At 68.7% G+C, this 22,124-nt stretch carries 16 protein-coding genes; 8 read left to right on the top strand and 8 right to left on the bottom strand.

Annotation, left to right across the window (positions count from 1 at the left end):
* Window positions 1–51: 51 nt before the first annotated feature.
* The 3 genes from OID54_RS14350 to OID54_RS14340 form a co-directional block, all read right to left on the bottom strand.
* Window positions 52–930, bottom strand: a complete 879-nt coding sequence (locus tag OID54_RS14350; protein WP_329019266.1) for an acyl-CoA thioesterase — start codon at window positions 928–930, stop codon at window positions 52–54.
* A gap of 5 nt (window positions 931–935) precedes the next feature.
* On the bottom strand, window positions 936–2,093 hold the full coding sequence (locus OID54_RS14345; protein WP_329019263.1) for an acyl-CoA dehydrogenase family protein: 1,158 nt from the start codon (window positions 2,091–2,093) through the stop codon (window positions 936–938).
* 173 nt (window positions 2,094–2,266) lie between these two features.
* On the bottom strand, window positions 2,267–2,641 hold the full coding sequence (locus OID54_RS14340; protein ID WP_329019260.1) for a VOC family protein: 375 nt from the start codon (window positions 2,639–2,641) through the stop codon (window positions 2,267–2,269).
* A 367-nt stretch (window positions 2,642–3,008) separates the two neighbouring features.
* Between OID54_RS14340 and speB the strand changes: the two genes are divergently transcribed.
* Window positions 3,009–3,983: an agmatinase gene (gene speB, locus OID54_RS14335; protein WP_329019256.1), complete on the top strand. Its 975-nt coding sequence runs from the start codon at window positions 3,009–3,011 to the stop codon at window positions 3,981–3,983.
* Window positions 3,980–5,662 carry a thiamine pyrophosphate-binding protein gene (locus OID54_RS14330; RefSeq protein ID WP_329019253.1) on the top strand — a complete coding sequence of 561 codons (1,683 nt, stop codon included), beginning with the start codon at window positions 3,980–3,982 and terminating at the stop codon, window positions 5,660–5,662. Before speB ends, OID54_RS14330 begins: the two co-directional genes overlap by 4 nt.
* Window positions 5,663–6,057: 395 nt before the next feature.
* On the opposite strand, the gene OID54_RS14325 is transcribed toward OID54_RS14330, so the two are convergent.
* Together OID54_RS14325 and OID54_RS14320 are read right to left on the bottom strand one after the other, a co-directional pair.
* On the bottom strand, window positions 6,058–6,708 hold the full coding sequence (locus tag OID54_RS14325; protein WP_329019249.1) for a response regulator transcription factor: 651 nt from the start codon (window positions 6,706–6,708) through the stop codon (window positions 6,058–6,060).
* Window positions 6,709–6,965: 257 nt separating this feature from the next.
* Window positions 6,966–8,153 (bottom strand): sensor histidine kinase, encoded by a 1,188-nt coding sequence (locus tag OID54_RS14320; protein WP_329019246.1) that lies wholly within the window; start codon window positions 8,151–8,153, stop codon window positions 6,966–6,968.
* Between the two features lie 108 nt (window positions 8,154–8,261).
* Here OID54_RS14320 and OID54_RS14315 point away from each other — a divergent pair, with 108 nt between their 5' ends.
* The 6 genes from OID54_RS14315 (at window position 8,262) to OID54_RS14290 (ending at window position 17,724) form a co-directional block, all read left to right on the top strand.
* Window positions 8,262–9,191 (top strand): ABC transporter ATP-binding protein, encoded by a 930-nt coding sequence (locus OID54_RS14315; RefSeq protein WP_329019243.1) that lies wholly within the window; start codon window positions 8,262–8,264, stop codon window positions 9,189–9,191.
* A gap of 2 nt (window positions 9,192–9,193) precedes the next feature.
* On the top strand, window positions 9,194–9,973 hold the full coding sequence (locus OID54_RS14310; RefSeq protein WP_329019240.1) for an ABC transporter permease: 780 nt from the start codon (window positions 9,194–9,196) through the stop codon (window positions 9,971–9,973).
* A gap of 224 nt (window positions 9,974–10,197) precedes the next feature.
* Window positions 10,198–11,163: a serine hydrolase gene (locus tag OID54_RS14305; protein ID WP_329019236.1), complete on the top strand. Its 966-nt coding sequence runs from the start codon at window positions 10,198–10,200 to the stop codon at window positions 11,161–11,163.
* 190 nt (window positions 11,164–11,353) lie between these two features.
* Window positions 11,354–15,103: an ABC transporter ATP-binding protein gene (locus tag OID54_RS14300; protein ID WP_329019233.1), complete on the top strand. Its 3,750-nt coding sequence runs from the start codon at window positions 11,354–11,356 to the stop codon at window positions 15,101–15,103.
* Between the two features lie 389 nt (window positions 15,104–15,492).
* A complete protein-coding gene (locus tag OID54_RS14295) occupies window positions 15,493–15,885 on the top strand; it encodes a hypothetical protein (protein ID WP_443055775.1) in 393 nt (130 codons plus the stop codon).
* A 384-nt stretch (window positions 15,886–16,269) separates the two neighbouring features.
* Entirely contained in the window at window positions 16,270–17,724 is a 1,455-nt protein-coding gene (locus tag OID54_RS14290) for a S28 family serine protease (protein WP_329019230.1), read from the top strand.
* 113 nt (window positions 17,725–17,837) lie between these two features.
* On the opposite strand, the gene OID54_RS14285 is transcribed toward OID54_RS14290, so the two are convergent.
* The 3 genes from OID54_RS14285 to OID54_RS14275 form a co-directional block, all read right to left on the bottom strand.
* Window positions 17,838–18,431 (bottom strand): hypothetical protein, encoded by a 594-nt coding sequence (locus OID54_RS14285; protein WP_329019228.1) that lies wholly within the window; start codon window positions 18,429–18,431, stop codon window positions 17,838–17,840.
* Window positions 18,432–18,605: 174 nt separating this feature from the next.
* On the bottom strand, window positions 18,606–20,453 hold the full coding sequence (locus OID54_RS14280; protein ID WP_329019226.1) for a glycoside hydrolase family 3 protein: 1,848 nt from the start codon (window positions 20,451–20,453) through the stop codon (window positions 18,606–18,608).
* Window positions 20,454–21,142: 689 nt separating this feature from the next.
* Window positions 21,143–22,045, bottom strand: coding sequence for a LysR family transcriptional regulator (locus OID54_RS14275; protein WP_329019223.1), 903 nt, complete (start codon window positions 22,043–22,045; stop codon window positions 21,143–21,145).
* Window positions 22,046–22,124 lie beyond the last annotated feature (79 nt).

The raw sequence follows: 22,124 nt of genomic DNA, 5'->3' as shown, positions 1-22,124 counted from the left end.
TTCTGAGCTTCGGTTGGGCTCTGCGCAGGGGCTTCTGGCCTTCGGTCGGGCTCAGCGCGGGACGCGCACCACTCCCTCCTGGATCACCGAGACCGCCAGCCGGCCGTCCTCGGTGTAGATGCGTGCCTGGCCCAGGCCCCTGCCGCCGGAGGACGACGCCGACTCCTGGTCGTACAGCAGCCATTCGTCCGCGCGGAACGGGCGGTGGAACCACATGGCGTGGTCCAGGGAAGCGCCCACCACATCGCCGACGGCCCAGCCGCCCCGACCGTGCGCGAGCAGCACCGAGTCGAGCAGGGTCATGTCGGATACGTACGTCACCAGGCAGATGTGCAGCAACGGGTCGTCGGCGAGCTTGCCGTTGGCGCGGAACCAGACCTGGGAGCGCGGTTCGCGCACCTCGCCGACGCTGGCGAACGGTGGGGCGTCCACATAGCGCAGGTCGACGGCGGCCCGGGCCTCCAACAGTCGTTCCGCGACGCGCGGATCGATGACGTCGGAGTAGGCCGGGAGGATCTCCTCCGCCGTGGGGAGCGACTCGGGCGGTGGCGCCGAGGGCATGGGGGCCTGGTGCTCCAACCCTTCCTCGTACGTCTGAAAGGAGGCCGAGAGGTGGAAGATCGGCTGGCCGTGCTGGACGGCGACGACCCGGCGCGTGGTGAAGGAGCGCCCGTCGCGGATGCGGTCGACCGTGTAGACGATCGGGGCGCCCGCATCGCCCGTGCGCAGGAAGTAGGCGTGGAGCGAGTGGGCCGTGCGGTCCGCGGGGACGGTGCGGCCCGCGGCCACCAGGGCCTGGGCCGCGACCTGTCCGCCGAAGACCCGCGGGATGACCGAGGGCCGCGACTGTCCACGGAAGACGTCCTGCTCGATCCGCTCCAGATCGAGGAGGTCGAGCAGGTCGTCGAGTGCGGTGCTACTGCTGTTCACGGCGGCTACAGACCCATGGACTTGGCGATGATCGACTTCATGACTTCGCTGGTGCCGCCGTAGATGCGGTTGACGCGGTTATCGGCGTAGAGGCGGGCGATGGGGTACTCGTTCATATAGCCGTAGCCGCCGTGCAGTTGGAGGCACTTGTCGATGACCCGATGGGCGACTTCGGTGCAGAACAGCTTCGCCGATGCGGCCTCGGCGGCGGTCAGCTCGCCTGCGTCATGCGCTTCGAGCGCGCGATCCACGACGGCTTCGGCTGCGTCCACCTCGGCCTTGCAGGCCGCCAGTTCGAACTTCGTGTTCTGGAAGGAGGCGACCGTCTTGCCGAAGACCGTACGGTCGGTGACGTACTGCTGGGTGAACCGGATCGCGGCGCTGGCCTGGGCGTAGGCGCCGACCGCGATCGCCAGACGCTCCTGGGGGAGGTTCTGTCCGAGGTAGGAGAAGCCCTTGTTCTCCTCGCCGAGGAGGTCATCGGCCGGGACTTTGACGTCGGAGAAGGACAGCTCGGCGGTGTCCGAGGTCTTCAGGCCGAGCTTGTCGAGCTTGCGGCCGACCGCGTACCCCTCCGCCTTGGTGTCCACCACGAAGAGGGATATGCCATGGCGGCGGTCCTCGGGGGTGGAGGCTGCCGTACGGGCGCAGACGATCATCTTGTCGGCGTGCACACCACCGGTGATGAAGGTCTTCGAGCCGTTGAGGACGTAGTGCGTACCGTCATCGGAGAGCTTGGCGGTGGTCTTCATCCCGGCCAGGTCGGAGCCGGTGCCAGGCTCGGTCATGGCGATGGCGTACATGGCCGCGCCGCTGACGAAGTCGGGCAACCAGCGCTTCTTCTGCTCGTCGGTGGCATAGCCGATGAGGTACGGGAGGCAGAGCGCGACATGGACTCCTGAGCCGCCGAAGGAGACCCCTGCCCGGGCCGACTCCTCCGTGATGACGGCCTGGAACTTGAACGATTCCTCACCGGCGCCGCCGTACTCCTCGGGCACCTCGATGCCGAAGATGCCCAGCTCGCCGAGCTTGTAGTAGAAGTCGCGTGGCGCCTGGCCCGCCGCGTACCACTCGTCGTAGACGGGGACGACCTCGGCCTCGATGAAGGCGCGTACGGTCTCCCGGAACGCCTCGTGGTCCTCGTTGTAAACGCTGCGGCGCACTTACGCCTCCCTCGGTGAGATGTCTAAGCGCTTGCTCAGTCGAAGTTACCCGTTGGTTCTCGGGGCTGTCCAGGGCTCCTGGGGCAACCTGCGTCACAGCGGTCGGGGCGGGACGATTCGAGTTGGGTGGGGTGGCGATGTGAGTCGGTGGGGCGAGGGTGGTTCAGGCCGGCTCAGGGCGTGTCGGGACCTTGGAGGATCTGGAGGTAGTTGCCGACCGGGTCCACGACGGTGGAGAAGAACCATCCGCCTCCCGTGTCCTCGACCGGTCGCACCCAGGTCACACCCATAGCGTTGAGATGCTTCTCAGCCGCACGAATATCACGCACAGTGATGTTGATCATGTGTCTACCGGGTTCCGTGGCGCTGTCCGCGATGTCGTCGCGCTGGTTGAAGCCGATGATCGTCTGCTGCCCGATGACGAGCAGATGCTCCTCCCAGCGGGCGCCGAGCGGCTCCAGGGCCGCGCGATACCACTCGATGAGCGGCTCGGGGTCCGTGGTGCCGAGGATGACGCCGAGTCCGGTGATGTTGCTCGGAGTTGCCATGGGGTGTGCCCTCTCATCTTTGTCCGCGCGTTCTTTTCCCGCGTTCTTTCCCCGCGCGTTGCTTGTCCCCGTGTTGCTTGTCCGCGCGATCAACGCGCGCATGCACGTTGTCCACGCGATCAGCGCAGGCATACAAGGTCATGACCGTCCGCAGCGGCGAAAGTCATCGGTGTCCGCCAGCCGCCCACGGCGGCCAGCCCCCAGCCCTGGGTGCTCCCTCTGCACCCCTCACCCGCCTGAGGGCTGGGCCGCCCCGCACCACAGCAAGCCGCCCCCCATACCGCAGGCACACCCTCCGCTTCGGTATTCGAACCCCTGCCCTTAAAGTCGAAAAGGCAACGAAGCGCAGGAAGAAGAGGCAACGGATATGAGCAGCAGCACCGAGCAGCCGCGTGGTCCCATCGACTCGTCCCGCATCCCGCGGTACGCCGGACCCGCGACGTTCGCCAGGCTGCCGCGACTCGACGAGGTCGGCAGCACCGACGTCGCCGTCGTCGGAGTGCCCTTCGACGCCGGAGTCTCCTACCGTCCCGGCGCCCGCTTCGGCGGCAACGCCATCCGTGAGGCGTCCCGACTGCTGCGCCCCTACAACCCCGCCCAGGACGCGTCCCCCTTCGCCCTGGCGCAGGTCGCCGACGCGGGTGACATCGCCGCCAACCCCTTCAACATCAACGAGGCCGTCGAAACCATCGAGGCCGCAGCGGACGACCTGCTGGGCACCGGCGCCCGACTGATGACCCTCGGCGGCGACCACACCATCGCCCTGCCGCTGCTGCGCTCGGTCGCCAAGAAGCACGGGCCCGTCGCTTTGCTCCACTTCGACGCCCACCTCGACACCTGGGACACCTACTTCGGCGCCGAGTACACGCACGGCACCCCGTTCCGCCGCGCCGTCGAAGAGGGCATCCTCGACACCTCCGCCCTCTCCCACGTCGGCATCCGCGGGCCCCTGTACGGCAGGCAGGACCTGACCGACGACGAGAAGCTCGGCTTCGGCATCGTCACCTCCGCCGACGTCTACCGCCGCGGCGCCGACGAGATCGCCGACCAACTGCGCCAGCGCATCGGCGACCGACCGCTGTACATCTCCATCGACATCGACTGCCTCGACCCCGCGCATGCGCCCGGTACGGGCACCCCCGAGGCCGGCGGTATGACCTCCCGGGAACTCCTGGAGATCCTGCGCGGCCTCGCCTCCTGCAACCTCGTGTCCGCCGACGTCGTCGAGGTCGCGCCCGCGTACGACCATGCCGAGATCACCGCGGTGGCCGCCTCACACACCGCGTACGAACTGACCACGATCATGACGCGGCAGATCGCCGCTGCGAGGGATGGACAGTGACCCACGACCACGACGTCGAACTGAAGCCCACCGCGCGGCAGATCGAGGCGGCGCTGAACCCGCCGCCCGGTCGCACCGGCGGTGACCTCGTCATCGAGACCCTGCGGGGCCTCGGCGCCACCACCGTCTTCGGACTGCCCGGACAGCACGCCCTGGGACTCTTCGACGCACTGCGCCGCTCCTCACTGACGTACGTGGGGCTGCGGATCGAGAACAACGCGGGCTTCGCCGCCGACGCCTACGGACGGATCACCGGCGAGGTCGCGCCGCTGCTCCTCTCCACCGGGCCGGGCGCGCTGATGTCGCTCGCCGCGCTCCAGGAGGCCGCCGCAGGCAGCTCCCCGGTACTGGCGATCTCCAGCCAGATTCCCTCCGCAGGGCTCGGCGGCGGGCGCCACGGCTACCTCCACGAACTGCGCGACCAGCAGGCGTCCGCCCGCGACCTGGTGAAATCGGTCCACACTGCCCGTACCGCCTCCCAGATCCCGTCCGCGGTCGCCGCGGCCTGGCAGTCGGCACTCACCGCCCCGCACGGGCCGGTGTGGGTGGAGATCCCGCAGGACGTCCTCCTCGCCGAGACCGTGCTACCGGTGGTCACCGCCGTCGACGCCACCCCCGATGACCTGCTGCCCCGGCCGGAACTGACGGCCGTGGCCGCACATCTGCTGGCCGGTGCACAGCGCCCTGCGATCATCGCGGGCGGCGGAGTGGTCCGCTCGGACGCGGCCGGGAAGCTGCGCGCGCTCGCCGAGCGGGTCAATGCCCCCGTGGTGACCACCTACGGTGGCAAAGGGGCGTTTCCCTGGGCGCACCCGCTGTCCCTCCAGTCCTGGATCGAGGACCGGCACACCACCGACTTCCTGGAGGACGCGGACGTCCTCCTCGTGATCGGGTCCGGGCTCGGCGAACTCTCCTCGAATTACCACACCTTCGCCCCGCGCGGTCGGATCATCCAGATCGAGGCCGACGCCGGGAAACTGGAGTCCAATCACCCGGCGATCGGCATCCACGCCGACGCCAGGATCGCACTCTCGGCCCTGCTAGAGACGGTGGAAGCCCGACCCGACGACAAGGCACCCGAGCGAGTGCGGGCGCTTCTCGACCAGGTCGGTGCACGGATCGCCGCGCAGGACCGAACGCTCGAACAGTCCCTGCTGACCGCCGTCCGTCGGGCCCTGCCCGATGCCGCCCCCAGCTTCTGGGACATGACGATCCTGTCCTACTGGGCCTGGGCCGCCTTCGACGCACGGCGCCCCAACACCATGCACTCGGCCCAGGGCTCGGGCGGACTCGGCTATGCCTTCCCCGCGGCGCTCGGTGCGGCCGTCGCCGATCCCACGCGTCCCGTGCTCGCGGTCTCGGGCGACGGGGGCGCCATGTACTCGATCGCCGAACTGGCCACTGCCAAGCAGTACGGGCTTCCCGTCACCTGGCTCATCGTCGATGACGGTGGATACGGCATCCTCCGCGAATACATGACGGACGCCTTTGGCGAGGCATCGGCGACCGAGCTTGCCCGCCCCGACTTCGTGGCACTGGCCGAGTCGTTCGGGGTGCCCGGGATCCGTACGACGCCCGACGCACTCGGTGAGGACCTGGCCAAGGCGCTGAGCGAGCCGGGACCCTCGGTGGTGGTGCTGCCCGCACTGTTGAAGATGTTCGCGCCCACGCATCTGTAGGGGACGGCTGCCGGGGGTGCGGGGGCTGCGGGTGGTGCTGGTGGTGCCGGGGTCGCGGGCCCGATCCGCATACCCGAGCCGCTCGGGTGTGCGGCCCTTGGGGCGGCCCTTTTGGACCGGTGGCACGGTTGTTCTGCTGCTGCACCGGCTCGGGCCTGGCCGGCACCCTGCTGCACTGCTCTCTGTTGTACTGCTCCCTGTTCACTGTTGCTGTTTCTGCTGCGGCTGTCCGGCTGGAACCCTTGTGTACCGCTGAGGCCAGCCGGTAGCCCTTAGGTGCTGCTGTGCTGCTGTGCTGCTGTGCTGCTGTGCTGCTGTGCTGCTGTGCTGCTGTGCTGCTGTGCTGCTGTGCTGCTGTGCTGCTGTGCTGCTGTGCTGCTGTGCTGCTGTGCTGCTTAGGCCGGGGCCACGAAACCCGACTCGTAGGCGGCGATCACAGCCTGAGTGCGGTCACGGGCACCCAACTTGGCCAGTACCGAACTGACATGGGTCTTGACGGTCTCCGTGCCCACGACGAGTTGCGCGGCGATCTCCGCATTGGACATCCCGCGTGCCATCAACCGGAGCACCGCTGCCTCCCGCTCCGTCAGCGCGGCCCGTTGCATCGTTGCGCGGGCGGTGCTGGTGCCGTACTCGGCCGCCAAGGCGCGCACTGCGGCGGGGAATAGCAGCGACTCGCCCTCCGCAACGAGCCGCACGGCGTTCACGATCTCCACGGGACGCGAGCGTTTCAACAGAAAGCCGTCGGCGCCGGCGCGCAACGCCTCGTACACATACTCGTCGTTCTCGAAGGTCGTGATCACAATGATCTTGGGCGGATTGTCCACCGTGCGCAGGACGGCGCGGGTGGCCTCGATCCCGTCGAGCAGCGGCATTCGGACGTCCATCGCCACCACATCGGGCCGCAACCGCCGCACCAGGGGAATCACCGCGGCGCCGTCAGCTGCCTCGCCGACCACCTCAATGTCGGACTGCGCCTCCAGCACGGCACGCAGACCCGCACGTACGAGCGGTTCATCGTCGACGAGGAGTACGGAGATCGGCACCGGGCCAGCCTAAGTGCTGGCCCGCGGACGGCTGTCCGCAGGCATCCATGCTGGTAGGCAGCTCAGCACCGCAGGCTGGCGGTATACACCTCGCTGATGGCTCACTGTCGTACGGAGGCGAGGCATGTCCTGATTGAGGCTCGCGGTTGTAGGGAGATGGCGCATGTCCTGGTCGAGGCTCGCGGTTGTACGGAGATGCCGCATGTCCTGGGTGCGGCTCGCGGTTGTACGGAGGCGTCGTACGCCCTGGGTGCGGCTCACCGGCGTACCTCCGCTGCCAGGTCCAACGGAAGGCGCACGCGGACCCGCCACTCACCCCGGTACGGGCCGGTCGTGGCATCCCCGCCCAGCAGCGCGGCCCGCTCCCGTATGCCCCGCAGCCCGCTGCCACCACTGCGCCCTTGAGTCTTGTCCGCCGTACTCAGCGGATTGAGCACCTCCAACTCCAGCGAGCCATCGGCGACGGCGATCCGGACCCGGGTCCGCACCGGTCCCGCGTGCCTGAGCACATTCGTCAACGCCTCCTGAATGATTCGGTACCCCTCCCGGGACACCGGCCCCGGCACTGCACCCACCGGGCCGGTCAACTCCGATTCGACCTCGGCCCCCGAAGCACGTGCGGACTCCAACAGCCGGTCGGTGTCACCGAGCGTCGGACGGCCGCTCACTGGCTGCCCCGACTCGCGCAGCACCACCAGCACCCTTTCCAGGTCCTCCAACGCCGCCCTCCCGGTCTCCTCGATCGCGGTCAACGCCCGCTCGGTGAACTCGGCGTTCCCCGTGGCCCTGGCAGCACCCGCCTGCACCACGGCCACCGTCAGCGCATGGCCTATCGAATCGTGCAGCTCGTGGGCGATGCGATTGCGCTCCAACAACTGCTCGGTGCGCTCCTCCAACGCCGCCACCCGCTCGGCCGCCGACGGGCCGAGCAGGTGCAGCGCCACCACCGTGATCAGATGGCCCGTCCCCACGACGACTGCCATGAGGAGGATGAGCGGCAGGGGCGCGAGCAGCGCGTACCACCAGTGGCCGCCCGGCAGATCCAGGGCGGAGAACCGGGTGGGATCATCTGTCGTCGCCCTGACCAGATCGTTGGTGATGCCGGGCAGATGCACGGTGAGGAAGCTGATGGCCAACCCCAGGACCATCCGGATCTCCAGCCAGAGCACCGTGCGCCAACGATCCGACCAACTCGCTGAAGGCGCCGCGGAGATGCCCGATTCGGAATCCCTGAATCCGTGACGGGTCAGCAACAGCCGGGCCTGAAGCCCCTCCACGAGCCGCACCGCGGGCACCAGGCCGGCGAACGCCAGCAACAGGACGACGAGATAGGGATGCTCGTCGTCGACGAGGATCCACATGCCGACGACCACCACGCTGATGAACAGATGCAGCCAGCGGGTGTAGGTGACCGCCTGCGTCAGCGGGCGAAGAAAGCGGAGCATTTGGCCATCGTGCCAGCGTCCGGGAGCTGACGGCTCCCCCGCACGGGGGAGCCGATCAACACGGCTGGGGGAGGTGGCGCCGGTCGCTCGACGGCCAGGCTTACTGCCATGACCAGCATCGATGTACTGAACCTCACCAAGGAGTACGGACCCCGCCGCGCGGTCGACGGGCTGACGTTCAGCGTGCTGCCCGGACGGGTCACCGGCTTCCTCGGTCCCAACGGCGCGGGAAAATCGACCACCATGCGGCTGGTGCTCGGCCTGGACCGGCCCACCTCGGGCACCGCCACCATCGGCGGACGCACCTATGCATCCCTCGCCGAACCACTGCGCACGGTGGGTGCCCTGCTGGACGCCGGAGCAGCGCTCGGTGCCCGGACCGCACGCGACCACCTACGCGTCCTCGCGGCGGCCGGTGGACTGCCGGCCGGCCGGGTGGACGAGGTCCTGGACCGGACCGGGATCGCCTCCGTCGCGCGACGCAGGATCAGCACCTTTTCGCTCGGCATGAGACAGCGGCTGGGCATCGCGGGAGCACTGCTCGGTGACCCTCAGGTGTTGATGCTCGACGAGCCTGCCAACGGGCTGGACCCCGAGGGGATCATCTGGATACGCACCCTACTGCGGGATTACGCGGACGACGGTCGGGCCGTCCTCGTCTCCAGTCATCTGATGACCGAGACCGCGGCCGTCGCCGACCACCTGGTGGTGCTCGGCAAGGGCAGCCTGCTCGCAGACGCGCCCATCCAGGACTTCCTCGACGAGTGGACGACTCCAAGAGTGCGGCTGCGGACCACGGAGGGGGAGCGGTTGCGCGAGGCCCTCGTCCGCAAGGGGTACCAGCCTGCCCAAACCGACGATGGTCGGTGGACGGTCGATGGCGCCCGGGTGGAGGAGATCGGGCCCATCGCCGCCCACGAAGGCATACCGATCCTGGAACTCGCCGGTGAGGAGGACTCCTTGGAATCCGCGTACCTCGCCCTGACCTCGGGAGCAGCCGAGTTCACCACCGACCCGACCGTGCCGCAGGAGGTCTGACCATGTCCACCCTCACCCGTACCGTCGTGCCAGCCCGCTTCTTCTTCGTCCCCTCGATGCGGTCCGAGTGGCTGAAGATCGTGTCCATACGAGGGCAGTGGGTGGCGCTGGCCGCGGCGTTCCTGGCCACGCTCGGATTCTCCGTACTGATGAGTGGGTCGTTCACCGCCCAGGACATGGCGAAGCCGGACTTCGACCCCCTGCGCTCCGCCTACTTCGGTCTGAACTTCGGCCAGATCGGCATGATCTCGTTCGGCGCGATCGCGGTCGCGGGGGAGTACAAGACCGGCGCCATCCGACTCTCCCTGGTGGCCGTGCCCCATCGAGGCGTCTTCTACGCGGCGAAGCTCGCCGTCATCGGCGCGCTGTCCCTGGCGGTGGGTCTGATCACCAGTCTGACCTGCTTCCTCATCGGACAGAGACTCATGGGCGACCACGGAGTGGGGCTGACCGACCCCGGCGCCCTGCGCTCGGTGATCGGGTGCGCGCTCTACCTCGCGCTGATAGCACTGTTCTCGGCGGGGGCGACCGTCCTGGTGCGCAGTGCACCCGCGGTGATCTGCACACTGATCCCGCTCCTGATGATGGTGTCCTTCATCGTCGGAGACCTGGAGGACGACGGGGGCATCGCCGACTTCCTCCCCGACCGAGCCGGCCAGCAGATCCTTCTCCAGGACCCGTCGGGGCCGCTGAGTCCCTGGGCCGGACTGGGAGTGTTGGTGTTGTGGACCTCCGCGGCCCTCTGCGCGGGCTGGACAAGACTCCACCGCCGAGACGCGTGAGGGGAGTATGACGCCTGGGGGAGTGTTGAGTGCGTGATAGCCCCCGCCCGGAGCCCTCGGCACCGCCCCCACCAGGCGTTTCGATCAGTGTGTGTCACCACTCCGCAACTGTTTCCCCCAGTGCCAAATCTCCGTACAACCATCCCCGCCCCCATGAGTCATCAGTGGCGGGTGCACCGACGTAGGCGCGCCCCCATCAGTTTCAGGGGACAGGGGAACTCTCCATGACTCAGAACCGAATAGCCGGCCGCGCCGTGCGTAGGCCGCGTGCCGTCGCCGCCGCTCTGGCCGTCGCCGTCCTGGCGCCCGCCCTCGTGGGCGTCGGTGCTGCACCAGCGGCAGCCGCTGCACCAGCGGTCTCCTGCGGGTCGGCGAAGGCAGGTCTCGCGGCCAAGCTCAAGAAGGACATCGAGGCGGCGCTCAGGGGCCGCAAGGGCACCGTCGCGATCCACTTCAGCGACCGCGTCGGCAAGTCCAGCTGCGCCCTGCGTCAGGACCAGAAGTTCGACTCCGCCAGCGTGGTCAAGTCGACCGTCCTCGGTGCGCTGCTCCTTGATGCGCAGAACCAGAAGCGATCGCTCACCGCGCGTGAGAAGACCCTGGCCACCGCCATGATCACCAAGTCGGACAATGCCTCCACGACCACTCTGTGGAAGCAGCTCGGGCTCACCAAGATCAAGCGCTTCCTGACCGGGGCGGCGATGAAGAACACCGTCCCCGGCGCGAACGGCTACTGGGGGCTCACTCAGATCACCGCCCGTGACCAGGGCATATTGCTCTCCCGATTCACCGTGAAGAACACCCTGCTCACCGACGCCTCGCGAGCCTATGCACTCAAGCTGATGCACGACGTGGTCCCCTCCCAGCGTTGGGGAACCCCGGCGGGGGCGCCCAGCACCGCAACCGTCCAGCTGAAGAACGGCTGGCTGCCGCGCTCCACGCACGGATGGCGGGTGCACAGCATCGGCGCCTTCACCGGAAAGGGACACGACTACACGATCAGCGTCCTCACCCACGGCAACACCACCATGAACGACGGTGTGAACACCATCCAGGCCGTCTCCCGAGCCATCCACAAGGCGATCAACCCGACCGCGCGCACCACGTTCGTCCTGCCGGCGGTGCCGTACGAGGCCGTCCCCGCAACCCCCGAGCGGGCAGCGAAGGACGCGGTTCCGGCCATCCGCTGACCCCACCGGGCCCAGCCGTATCCGCAGTCCCGGTCACCGTCACGACGGTGGCCGGGACTGCGCCGTGATCACGCCCTCCCACCGTTCCTTTCCCGCCCTTCCTCACAGTTCCTTTATTACAACGGGATGAAATCGGCCCCTCCCGGCGTTGGTGTGTCTCGGCGGAACCGAACCAAACGGGAGGCAATCAGTGGCGGCGGCTGAGCAGGGCTGGGTGCGGCGGCTGAGCGGTTACGCCTGGCGCTACCGGCGTAATGTCGTGCTCGCCCTCGGATCCTCGCTGGGCGGCATGGCGGTCATGGCCCTCGTACCGTTGATCACCAAGGTCGTCATCGACGACGTGATCGGAGACCAGAGCCGCTCCCTCGCCGTCTGGACCGGAGTCCTGATAGTCGCGGCGCTCATCGTCTACGTCCTCACCTACATACGCCGCTACTACGGCGGCCGGCTCGCCCTCGACGTCCAGCACGACCTGCGGACCGAGATGTACGCGACCATCACCCGCCTCGACGGCCGCCGACAGGACGAACTCTCCACGGGCCAGGTCGTCGGCCGCGCCACCAGCGACCTCCAGCTGATCCAGAGCCTGCTGTTCATGCTCCCGATGACCATCGGGAACGTCCTGCTCTTCCTGATCTCCCTGGTGATCATGGCGTGGCTCTCGCTGCCCCTCACCCTGATCGCCCTCGCCGTCGGCCCCGCCCTGTGGTGGATCGCCGGCCGCAGCCGCACCCGCCTCCACCCCGCCACCTGGTATGCGCAGAGCCAGGCCGCCGCCGTCGCCGGAGTGGTGAACGGTGCTGTCGCCGGCGTCCGCGTGGTCAAGGGCTTCGGCCAGGAAGACCAGGAGACCGGCAAACTCCGCGACGCCAGCCGTCTCCTGTTCGCCGGGCGGCTACGAACCATCCGGCTGAACTCCCGCTACACCCCGGCCCTCCAGTCCGTGCCCGCACTCGGGCAGGTCGCCATGCTCGCCATGGGCGGCTGGCTCGCCACCCGGGGGGAGATCAGCCTCGGGACGTTCGTCGCCTTCTCCGCCTACCTCGCCCAACTCGTCGGCCCGGTCCGGATGCTCGCCGTCGTCCTCACCGTGGGCCAGCAGGCCCGTGCCGGTGTCGAACGCGTCCTGGAACTCATCGACACCGAACCCACCATCCAAAACGGCACCAAGGAACTCCCCGCCGACGCACCCGCAACCGTCGAGTTCGACGCGGTCACCTTCGGCTACGACCCCGACCGTCCCGTCCTGGACGGCTTCTCCCTGGAGATCCGCGAGGGGGAGACCGTCGCCGTCGTCGGTGCGTCCGGCAGCGGAAAGTCCACCGTCTCCCTCCTGCTGCCGCGCTTCTACGACGTCGGCCAGGGTGCGGTCCTCGTCGGCGGCCACGACGTCCGCGAACTGACCATCGAATCGCTGCGCGCCGCCATCGGGCTCGTCCCCGAGGACAGCTTCCTCTTCTCCGACACCGTGCGCGCCAACATCGCCTACGGGAAGCCGGACGCCACTGACGACGAGATCCTCGCCGCGGTCCGCGCGGCGCAGGCGGAGGGCTTCATCGCCGCCCTGCCCGACGGGTACGACACCAAGGTCGGCGAACACGGACTGACCCTCTCCGGCGGTCAACGACAGCGCATCGCACTCGCCCGGGCCATCCTCACCGACCCACGGCTGCTCCTCCTCGACGACGCGACTTCCGCCGTGGACGCCCGCGTCGAGCACGAGATCCACGATGCACTCCGCTCGGTCATGGCCGGCCGCACCACCCTGCTCATCGCCCACCGCCGATCCACGCTCAACCTCGCCGACCGGATCGCCGTCCTCGACGAAGGTCGCCTCGCCGACATCGGCACCCACGACGAGTTGGCCGCACGGTCCGCCCTCTACCGCCGACTGCTCACCGACCCCGACGAACTCGGCGGAGTCTCCCCCGGCCATCTGCCGGCCCTGGAAGCGGAACCGCCGCAGGACCTGACCGTGCGGGAGGAACTCGACGCCGAGTTCGACGCCGAGCGGGGCATCACCCCCAGGCTGTGGATACGCGACGAGAGCCCCGGCGCAGACCTGCCCGCCGCAGCCGACGCCACCCCCGAACTACTCGCCCAGGTCGCCGCACTCCCACCGGCGACGGACACCCCCGAGGTGGACGAGGCCCGTGCCCTGCGCCCCGAGCACACCCACGGCGAGGGCCAGGGACTGCGGATGCTGCTCCGGGGCTTCGGCCGGCCCCTGCTGCTGAGCCTGCTCCTGGTCGCGATCGACGCGGGCATGGGGCTGCTGCTGCCGGTACTGATCCGCTACGGCATCGACCAGGGCGTGGAACAGGTGGCGCTCGGCGCGGTCTGGGCCGCCTCCGGACTCGCCCTGCTGAGCGTCCTGGTGCAGTGGGCTGCCCAGATCGGGGAGACCCGGATGACCGGCCGCACCGGTGAACGGGTGCTGTACTCCATCCGGCTGCGCATCTTCGCCCAGCTCCAGCGGCTCGGCCTCGACTTCTACGAGCGCGAGCTGACCGGTCGCATCATGACCCGGATGACCACCGACGTCGACGCGCTCTCCACCTTCCTCCAGACCGGACTGGTCACCGCGTTCATCTCGGTCGTCACCTTCTTCGGCATCCTGGTCGTCCTCGTCGTGATCGACGTGCAGTTGGCCATGGTGGTCTTCGTGACCCTGCCGGTGCTGATCATCGGCACCTACTTCTTCCGCAAGCAGAGCGTCAAGGCGTACGAACTGGCCCGTGAGCGGGTCAGCGTCGTCAACTCCGACCTCCAGGAGTCCGTCTCCGGACTGCGGATCGTGCAGGCGTTCCGCCGTGAGCGCCACGGCAACGAGCGCTATGTCGCGGGCAGCGACAGCTACCGCGAAGCCCGGGTGCGCGGCCAGTGGCTCATCTCGATCTACTTCCCGTTCGTACAGCTCCTCGCGTCCGTCGCCGCCGCGGCGGTACTGATCGTCGGCGCCCACCGCATCGACGCCGGCACCCTCACCACCGGTGCCCTGGTCGCCTATCTGCTCTACATCGACCTGTTCTTCGCACCCGTGCAGCAGCTCTCCCAGGTCTTCGACGGCTACCAGCAGGCGGCCGTGTCGCTGCGGCGCATCCAGGAGCTGCTGGACGAGCCCACGTCCACCGTCCGCGCCGACCGGCCTGCCGAGGTCACCCAACTCCGCGGAGAGATCGCCTTCGAAGACGTCGACTTCGCCTACGGGGACGAGGAAGAGGCCCTCACCGGCATCAATCTGCGGATACCGGCCGGTCAGACCGTTGCCTTTGTCGGAGAGACCGGCGCCGGAAAGTCCACCCTGGTCAAACTGGTGGCCCGGTTCTACGACCCGACCGGAGGCCGGGTCACCGCCGACGGCGCCGATCTACGAGAGCTCGATCTCACCGCGTACCGGCACCGGTTGGGAGTCGTCCCACAAGAGTCGTACCTCTTCGAGGGCACGATCCGGGACGCCATCGCCTACGGGCGTCCTGGTGCCGGCGACGCCGAAGTGGAGGCAGCGGCCCGCGCCGTCGGTGCCCACGACATGATCGCCACTTTGGACGGCGGCTATCTCCATGACGTCTCCGAGCGGGGACGCAATCTCTCCGCGGGGCAGCGGCAGTTGATAGCGCTCGCCCGCGCCGAACTGGTCGACCCCGACGTTCTGCTGCTCGACGAGGCGACCGCGGCACTCGACCTTGCCACCGAAGCCCAGGTCAACCAGGCCACGGACCGGCTCGCCGGTCGTCGCACCACCCTGGTGGTGGCCCATCGGCTCACCACGGCCGCCCGCGCCGACCGCGTAGTGGTGATGGCCGACGGCAGGGTGGCCGAGGACGGCACCCACGAAGAACTCCTGGCCCGCGACGGGCGGTACGCGACCTTGTGGCGGACCTTCATCGGCGCGGACGACCCCGACGATCTGGCGGGTGTCGAAGCCGCGGTGAACTGAGACCCGCCAGGGGCGCACCGGCAGGCTCCGGCCGGAGGCAGGGAGATCCGTCCGCCCCTCGCGGTTTCCTGTCGCCGATGCCGACGGTCCCCCCTTGGATTCGCCCCCCGAGTCCGATGTGGCCGAAGCACAACAACGCCGTCGAGGCGCGTCTCCTCCTCGGACGGAGCCGAATTCTCCCCAGGAAACGACGGGTGTGAAGCTGCTGTGGCGCCGACAACCATTCGGCATCGCCAACGCGTCATACGGAAGTACGGCATCCATAGCTAGGGGGAGTCATGGCGCTCGGCGACAGGGAGACGGACACGGGGCGATCCGCTCGAATACGCAGGACCTCCACGGGGTTCAGGGCCGTGCGGAGGTTGTTGGCGCAGCTCCTTGCCCTGGTCATGGTTCTGCTCGCGTTCAGCGCCTTCAGCGTCGGCGGGCAGCGGGCCCAGGCCGCCCCGATGAGTTCCCCTGCCCTCGCGCCGACGGGCGAGGTGGTGGCGCGGGCTTCCGGGTGCTCAGGGCGTCCCGCGAGGACGGTGCGCTTCTCCACCGGAGAACTGCGCGTCTACCGGAGCCACCGCTACGCCTGTGCCATCACGATCGCCAAGCGCCCGGGGGTTCGGCGGGCCATGTCCGTGTCACTCCAGCCGAGGGGCGGGCGGGCGGTGGTGGACGAGGGTCGCTACACCCGCAAGGCGGGCCCGGTGACCGTCCATGCGCTGAACCGCTGTGTTCGGGCCACCGGCACGATCGCCGGGGTCGAACGTTCCACCGGGTGGATCCTCTGCTGACCTCCTGACCTCCTGACCTCCTGACCTGCTGACGCGCAGACCCGTTGTGGCGTCGACCGGCGGTCTCGGGCCTCAGGGTTTCGGGGCCGTTCAACTCGCTTACCCCGTAAGCCCTGTGGAGCCGCGGCCGATGCACATGGGTTCGCGCAGCGCCCCTTCGAGGGTCTGCCGCCGCATGGACCGCCCACCGTTCGGTGCCCGTTGCCACACTCTGATAGCACTGATGACGTTCCCTCACCTTTGCCGGTAACTTCCCTGCCACCGGCGCGCATAACGGTTGATTCTCCTGTTCAGGGCCCCTGCCGTCGGAAATTGGGTCTGGCGGGTTGGGTGTGACCAGCGCTAGGTTTCGCGGCGACCCACAGAACAATCAGGGGAGGGTTAATGCGCAAGGCGCGCAAGGCGCTGACAGGTCTGGTGTCGCTCGGGGTGCTCGTGGGCACCGTGGGCGCGGCGGAGGCGACTTCAGGGGCGGCGAAAGCCGCGGAGTCTTCGTCCACCAGGACTGTGAGCACCGACATCAAGGATCGGATTCTTGCCATACCCGGCATGAGTCTGATCGAGGAGAAGCCCTACCCGGGCTACCGGTTCTTCGTTCTGAACTACACCCAGCCCGTGGACCACCGCAATCCGCGCAAGGGCACCTTCCAGCAGCGGCTCACGCTGCTGCACAAGGACACCACCCGACCCACGGTGTTCTTCACCTCCGGCTACGGGCTGAATACGGCTCCGCGCCGCAGTGAGCCCACCGCGATCATCGACGGCAACCAGGTCTCCCTGGAGTACAGGTACTTCACGCCGTCCCGCCCCAACCCGGCCGACTGGTCGAAGCTGGACATCTGGCAGGCCGCCAGCGACCAGCACCGGATCTTCTCCGCGCTGAAGAAGATCTACGACAAGAAGTGGCTCTCCACGGGCGGCTCGAAGGGCGGTATGACCGCCACCTACTTCGAGCGCTTCTACCCGCGCGACATGGACGGCGTCGTCGCCTACGTGGCGCCGAACGACGTGGTGAACAACGAGGACAAGGCGTACGACCGCTTCCTCGCGAACGTCGGCACCAAGGAGTGCCGCGACAAGCTGAACGCGGTCCAGCGCGAAGCCCTCGTCCGCCGTGCACCGCTCGCCGCGAAGTACGCGCAGTACGCGAAGGACAACGGCTACACCTTCAACACGATCGGCTCCCTCGACCGTGCCTTCGAGGCCGTCGTCCTCGACTACACCTGGGCGTTCTGGCAGTACAGCCTGGTCGCCGACTGCGGCTCGATCCCGGTCGCGAAGACGGCGACCGACGACGAGTTGTGGAACACCGTCGACTCGATCTCCGGGTTCTCCTTCTACACGGACCAGGGCCTCGCCCCGTACACGCCGTACTACTACCAGGCGGGTACGGAACTGGGCTCGCCGGACATCCAGCAGCCCCACCTCAAGGGGCTGAGCCGCTACGGCTACCAGCCGCCGCGCAACTTCGTGCCGAAGGACATCCCGATGCGGTTCAAGCCGCACGCGATGAAGGACGTCGACCGGTGGGTGCGCAACAACGCCGACCAGATGATGTTCGTCAACGGTCAGAACGACCCGTGGAGCGCGGAGCCGTTCCGCCTCGGCCGGGGCAGCAGCGACAGCTATGTGTACGTCGCTCCCGGTGGTAACCACGGTGCCAACGTGGCCCGACTCGCCCCCGAGGACAAGGCCGCGGCCACCGCGTCCATCCTGAAGTGGGCGGGCGTCGCACCGGCTGCCGTCCAGCGTGACGAGTCACAGGCGAAGCCGCTGGCGCGGTTCGACGCCAAGCTCGACAAGGTGGACATCGAGCGGGAGCCCACCTTGCGCCCGTGAGGTTGAGTACGTCCCGGTTGAGTACGTCCTCGGGCCGTGTCCGTCGCCGTCATGTGCGGCGGGCGCGGCCCGTCTTGTCCCCGCCGTGCACAGGACGGCCCGGCACGGTCGGGTCAGATGTGGTGGGCGCAGCCCACCGGTTTGCCGACGCGCAACTGAACATAGAGGTCCGTCGTGTCCGGGCACTGTGACCGGTGCAGTACGGCCGACTCGATCCGGTACCCCGGTGGGTGCCGCCCCGCGCCGTTGCAGGCGGTCTCCTTCACCTGGCCGCCGCCCGCCCGGTAGACGCAGTCGCCGACGACGGTGTGTGGACCGCCTCCGCCGCCCGGGTCGCCCGGGTGCGGCGGTTCCAGGTTGCGCATGCAGGCGTAGCCCTGGCCCACGTCTCCGTCGCCGTCCTCGTCGACGGGGGAGTAGCCGTGTGAGATGTGGAGGACGTAGTCGGTGACCAGCGGGCAGGCCGGGCCGGTCGACTGTCGTCCGCCGTGCCGGGCGATCACCCGTGCGGCGGCCTTCTCGCTGGTGCAGGGGACCTCAAGGAAGTGTTTGTCGCGCGAGCCGCAGTCGCCGGGGCCCAGGAAGACCGTGCCGTAGTTGGGTGCGGTGGTGATGTTCTCCGACTGCTCCTTGGCCCGGCTGGTGCCCTCGGCGGGTTGCTGGCAACCGACGATGAGCGCCACCGGTAGGAGTACCAGGGCGCTCATCGTGGACCTGCGTCGGCTCGACCGCAGCCGCTGTGCCATTCGGACCCCCGAACCCTCGACCGTACGGTCGTCGGATCAAGGGTGGCCCGTCCGGGCTTTCGATGCCAGCCGCACCGATCGCCATGGGGCCCGCTGGGGGTTGTGCGTCTAGAGTGCGGGCCCCATCCGTCTACGTCAGTCGTCGTAAGACAGTCCATAACCGACGGGGTAGAGCGCCTGCGCCGGGTTGTCCGCACGCGGGATCGCCGCGGGCAGTCGTCCACCGGGCTCGCCACGACCGGCGAGCACGCGGGCGAGCGTGGGCAGCTCCGCGTCCGCGCTGCCGTACGTGGCGAGCGACGCTTTCACCCCGCTGAAGTGGGCGATGTCGTACGGGTTGCCGACGGCCACCGTGACCACGGGGACGCCGGTGGCGACGAGCCGCTCGACCAGGACCTTCTGCCGGTTGGTGGCCCCCACGTTCTGGGTGAGCACCACGACGACGTCCTGACCCTGCGCCCCGGCGACCGCCCGGGCGATGTTGGCGTCGTCCCACGTCTCACGGGCCGCGTGGTCGATGGTGACGGTGGTCGGGGCGAAGCCCTGTCCCGTCAACTGCTCGGCCAGCACCGGCACACTGCGCCGATCCGCGTTGTAGGGGAACGCCGGGCTCTGGCCGGTGACCAGCACCTTGCGCTGCTTGCGCCGGGACAGCGGCAGGAAGTCGCGCTGGTTCACCAACAGGGTCACCGTGCGCTCGGCGATCCGGTCGGCGGTCGCGAGGTGCTTGGGGATGCCGACCGTGCGGTCCACCCCGCGGTGGGTGACGTAGGGGTTGCCGTCGAGCAGCCCCACCTTGTCCTTCATGCGGAGAATGCGCAGGATCGATTCATCCAGCCGTGCTTCGGTCAGCTCGCCACCGCGCACCGCGTTGAGGACGGCGTTCCACGCCAGGTCCAGGTTGGGGACGAAGAGGAGCTGGTCCACACCCGCCTTGAGGGCGAGAACGGGGACGCGGTCGTCGCCGTACTTGGTCCGTACGCCCGTCATGTTGAGGGCGTCGGTGACGATGACCCCGTCGTAGCCGAGTTCTCCACGGAGCACACCGGTGATGATGGGGTGGGAGAGCGTCGCCGGGTCGTTGCTCGGGTCGAGCGCGGGGACCTGGAGGTGCGCGGTCATGATCGATGACACGCCGGCGTCGATGGCCGCCCGGAACGGCGGGGCGTCAATGCGCTCCCATTCCTCCCGGGTGTGGGTGATGATCGGCAGCGAGGTGTGGCTGTCCATCCCCGTGTCGCCGTGGCCCGGGAAGTGCTTCGCGGACGTGGCGATGCCCTTGCGCTCGTAGCCGCGCACCTGAGCGGCGGTCAGCCGGCTCACATGACGGGCGTCGGAGCCGAAGGACCGGATGTTGATGATCGGGTTCGCCGGGTTGACGTTGACGTCGGCGACCGGGGCGAAGTTCTGGTGGATTCCCATGGCGGCCAGCTCGACACCGGCGATCTCAGCTGCTGTGCGGGCATCAGAGACCGAACCGTTGGCGCCGAGTGCCATGGGACCGGGGAGCTGGGTGGCCGGCGGGCCGACCCGAGTGTTCGGCCCGTGCTCCTGGTCGATCGAGATGACGACCGGCAGCGTGCCGTTGTCCTTGGCGACCTTCTGGATCGCGTTGGAGAGGTCGACGAGCTGGTGCGGATCGGTGATGTTCCGCGCCCAGCCGAAGTAGATGACTCCGCCGAGGTGGTACCTCTGGATCATCTCGGCGACATTGCTGACGCCGATCTCCCGGAGGTTCTGGTCGATGTCGCGTTGGGACGGGGCAGTGGCGGACGTCCCGTAGAAGTACGGGACGAACAGCTGGCCGACCTTCTGCTCCAGGCTCATCCCGGCGATGAGCTGCTTGAGGCGTTTGGTCTGGGAGTGACGGGCTGCTTCGGCGGCTGCCGCCGGCACGGTCGTGCCCGTCACTGCTGCGACGGTCGCCGCACCGACGGCGGCCGACGCGATGAGCGTGCGTCTGGAGAGGCTTCGGTCCTGCATAGGTGCTCCTTCCGGCCTTGCTTACAAGGGAGTTGAAGGAAACTTCCAGGGGGAAACGGTCAGGCGGAAGATAACTGTCAGGACGAGCGTTCGGCAAGGGAATGGGCCCGAGGGGTGTCGGAGGTCCCTGTTGCGTGGATTCGTCTTGGGGGATCAGGGCGGTTTGCACCCGGGCCCGACACCCATGTGCCCTCACAGGAGCCCGAGCGCCGCAGCGGAATCGAGGCGGAACTGAGGCGCGCGCCGGGCCGATCGATCAGAGTGATGCCCGAGGTCGGGGCCTTCGGTCGGGGCCTCTCGTAGCCGTGCACGGCGGTACGGAGGAGGTCCGCCACCGGTGCCGTCGGGAGGGGACGCACCGGTGGCGGCGAGCCCGACCGGTCGCAGTGCGGCGGGAGAGGGGTAAGCCGGTGATGCGCTCGTACCAAAACGAAAGCGGACCGGCACCGAACTGCGAACCCACCCGGCAGGGCTGGCTGGATAGACGGCAAAGTCCGCGTGGGGGTTGCCTCGGGGAGGGCACTTGTCCCGAGCGCCAGATTCGCGCGCCCCGCCGTCGGGGCTACGAGACCGGATCGCACGCCGCCCATCCGCCCGGGACGCGCCGGGATCGCGCACCGGGCCGCCTGGGCAACACGGGATCGCGCACCAGGCCGCCCGAGCGGATCCCCTCACGCATCCAAGCGGTGTTACGCCAGTCGGGCGCAGTGGTCCCGCAGCATTTCCACCGTCGTGGTGATCGCCGGTCGTCGAGCTGCACCCGTCCGCCACAGCGCGTACAGCCGGCGTCTGGGCAGTGGGTCGAGTCGCACCGCCACCACGCCGGGCGGCAGGGCCCCCCGCCCCAGCCGTGGAATCACGGCCACGCCCAACCCCGCTGCGACCAGGGCCAGTTGGGTGTGGTTCTCCTCCGCCTGGTGCACCAGATCGGGTTCATGGCCCGAGGCGCGCAGCGTACGGATCAGCCAGTCGTGGCAGACCGTCCCCGGCGGCTGGCAGATCCAGCGCTCGCCCACCAGGTCCGCCTGCCCCGCCTTTCCCTTCGTGGCCAGTGGATGGCCCTCGGGCACCAGCAGATCGCACAGGTCCTCCCCGAGGTAGACCTGCTCCACTCCGTCGGGCGCGGGCCGGGGTGCGATGTCCCAGTCGTGGGCCACCGCAAGATCCGTCATGCCCTTGGCGACCAGATCGATCGACAGATGCGGATCCACCTCGGTCAACCGCACGTCCAGGGCGGAATGGCGGTGTGTCAGTTCGGCGAGGACTTCCGGCAGGAGTCCCCGGGCCGCCGATGCGAAGGCGGCGATCGTCAACCGACCGGTCGGAGTGCCACGCCGTTCCTCCAAGGTGGTCTCGGCGCGTTCCACGATCGCCAGCAGTTCCTGCGCAGCGCCGGCGAGGTGGCGTGCCTCGTCCGTGAGGACGACGCCACGCCCCCGGCGCTCCAGCAGGATCGTGCGCGTCTCCCGCTCCAACTTGGTGATCTGCTGCGACACCGCCGAAGGCGTGTACCCGAGTGCGGTCGCGGCAGCCGCGACCGAACCGTGCACCGCGATGGCGTGCAGCGCCCGCAACCGCCCCAGATCGAGCACGGCGCCCCCCTGTCGACTGCCGGACTGCCCGGCAACACTTCATTCGTAAGCAATGCTCAATTTCACCATGAAGAAATGC

It is taken from the genome of Streptomyces sp. NBC_00690 (genome assembly GCF_036226685.1).
GTDB lineage: Bacteria > Actinomycetota > Actinomycetes > Streptomycetales > Streptomycetaceae > Streptomyces.
The sequence above is the reverse complement of the archived record's forward strand: the minus strand, read 5'-3'. Positions and strand labels throughout refer to the sequence as shown.

Bases quoted from the DNA above. Each gene is read 5' to 3' on its own strand.
- OID54_RS14320 (WP_329019246.1), bottom strand. From the start codon at position 8,153: ATGCTCCGCTTTCTTCGCCCGCTGACGCAGGCGGTCACCTACACCCGC.
- speB (WP_329019256.1), top strand. From the start codon at position 3,009: ATGAGCAGCAGCACCGAGCAGCCGCGTGGTCCCATCGACTCGTCCCGC.
- OID54_RS14290 (WP_329019230.1), top strand. From the start codon at position 16,270: ATGCGCAAGGCGCGCAAGGCGCTGACAGGTCTGGTGTCGCTCGGGGTG.
- OID54_RS14280 (WP_329019226.1), bottom strand. From the start codon at position 20,453: ATGCAGGACCGAAGCCTCTCCAGACGCACGCTCATCGCGTCGGCCGCC.
- OID54_RS14285 (WP_329019228.1), bottom strand. From the start codon at position 18,431: ATGAGCGCCCTGGTACTCCTACCGGTGGCGCTCATCGTCGGTTGCCAG.
- OID54_RS14340 (WP_329019260.1), bottom strand. From the start codon at position 2,641: ATGGCAACTCCGAGCAACATCACCGGACTCGGCGTCATCCTCGGCACC.
- OID54_RS14315 (WP_329019243.1), top strand. From the start codon at position 8,262: ATGACCAGCATCGATGTACTGAACCTCACCAAGGAGTACGGACCCCGC.
- OID54_RS14305 (WP_329019236.1), top strand. From the start codon at position 10,198: ATGACTCAGAACCGAATAGCCGGCCGCGCCGTGCGTAGGCCGCGTGCC.
- OID54_RS14310 (WP_329019240.1), top strand. From the start codon at position 9,194: ATGTCCACCCTCACCCGTACCGTCGTGCCAGCCCGCTTCTTCTTCGTC.
- OID54_RS14295 (WP_443055775.1), top strand. From the start codon at position 15,493: ATGGTTCTGCTCGCGTTCAGCGCCTTCAGCGTCGGCGGGCAGCGGGCC.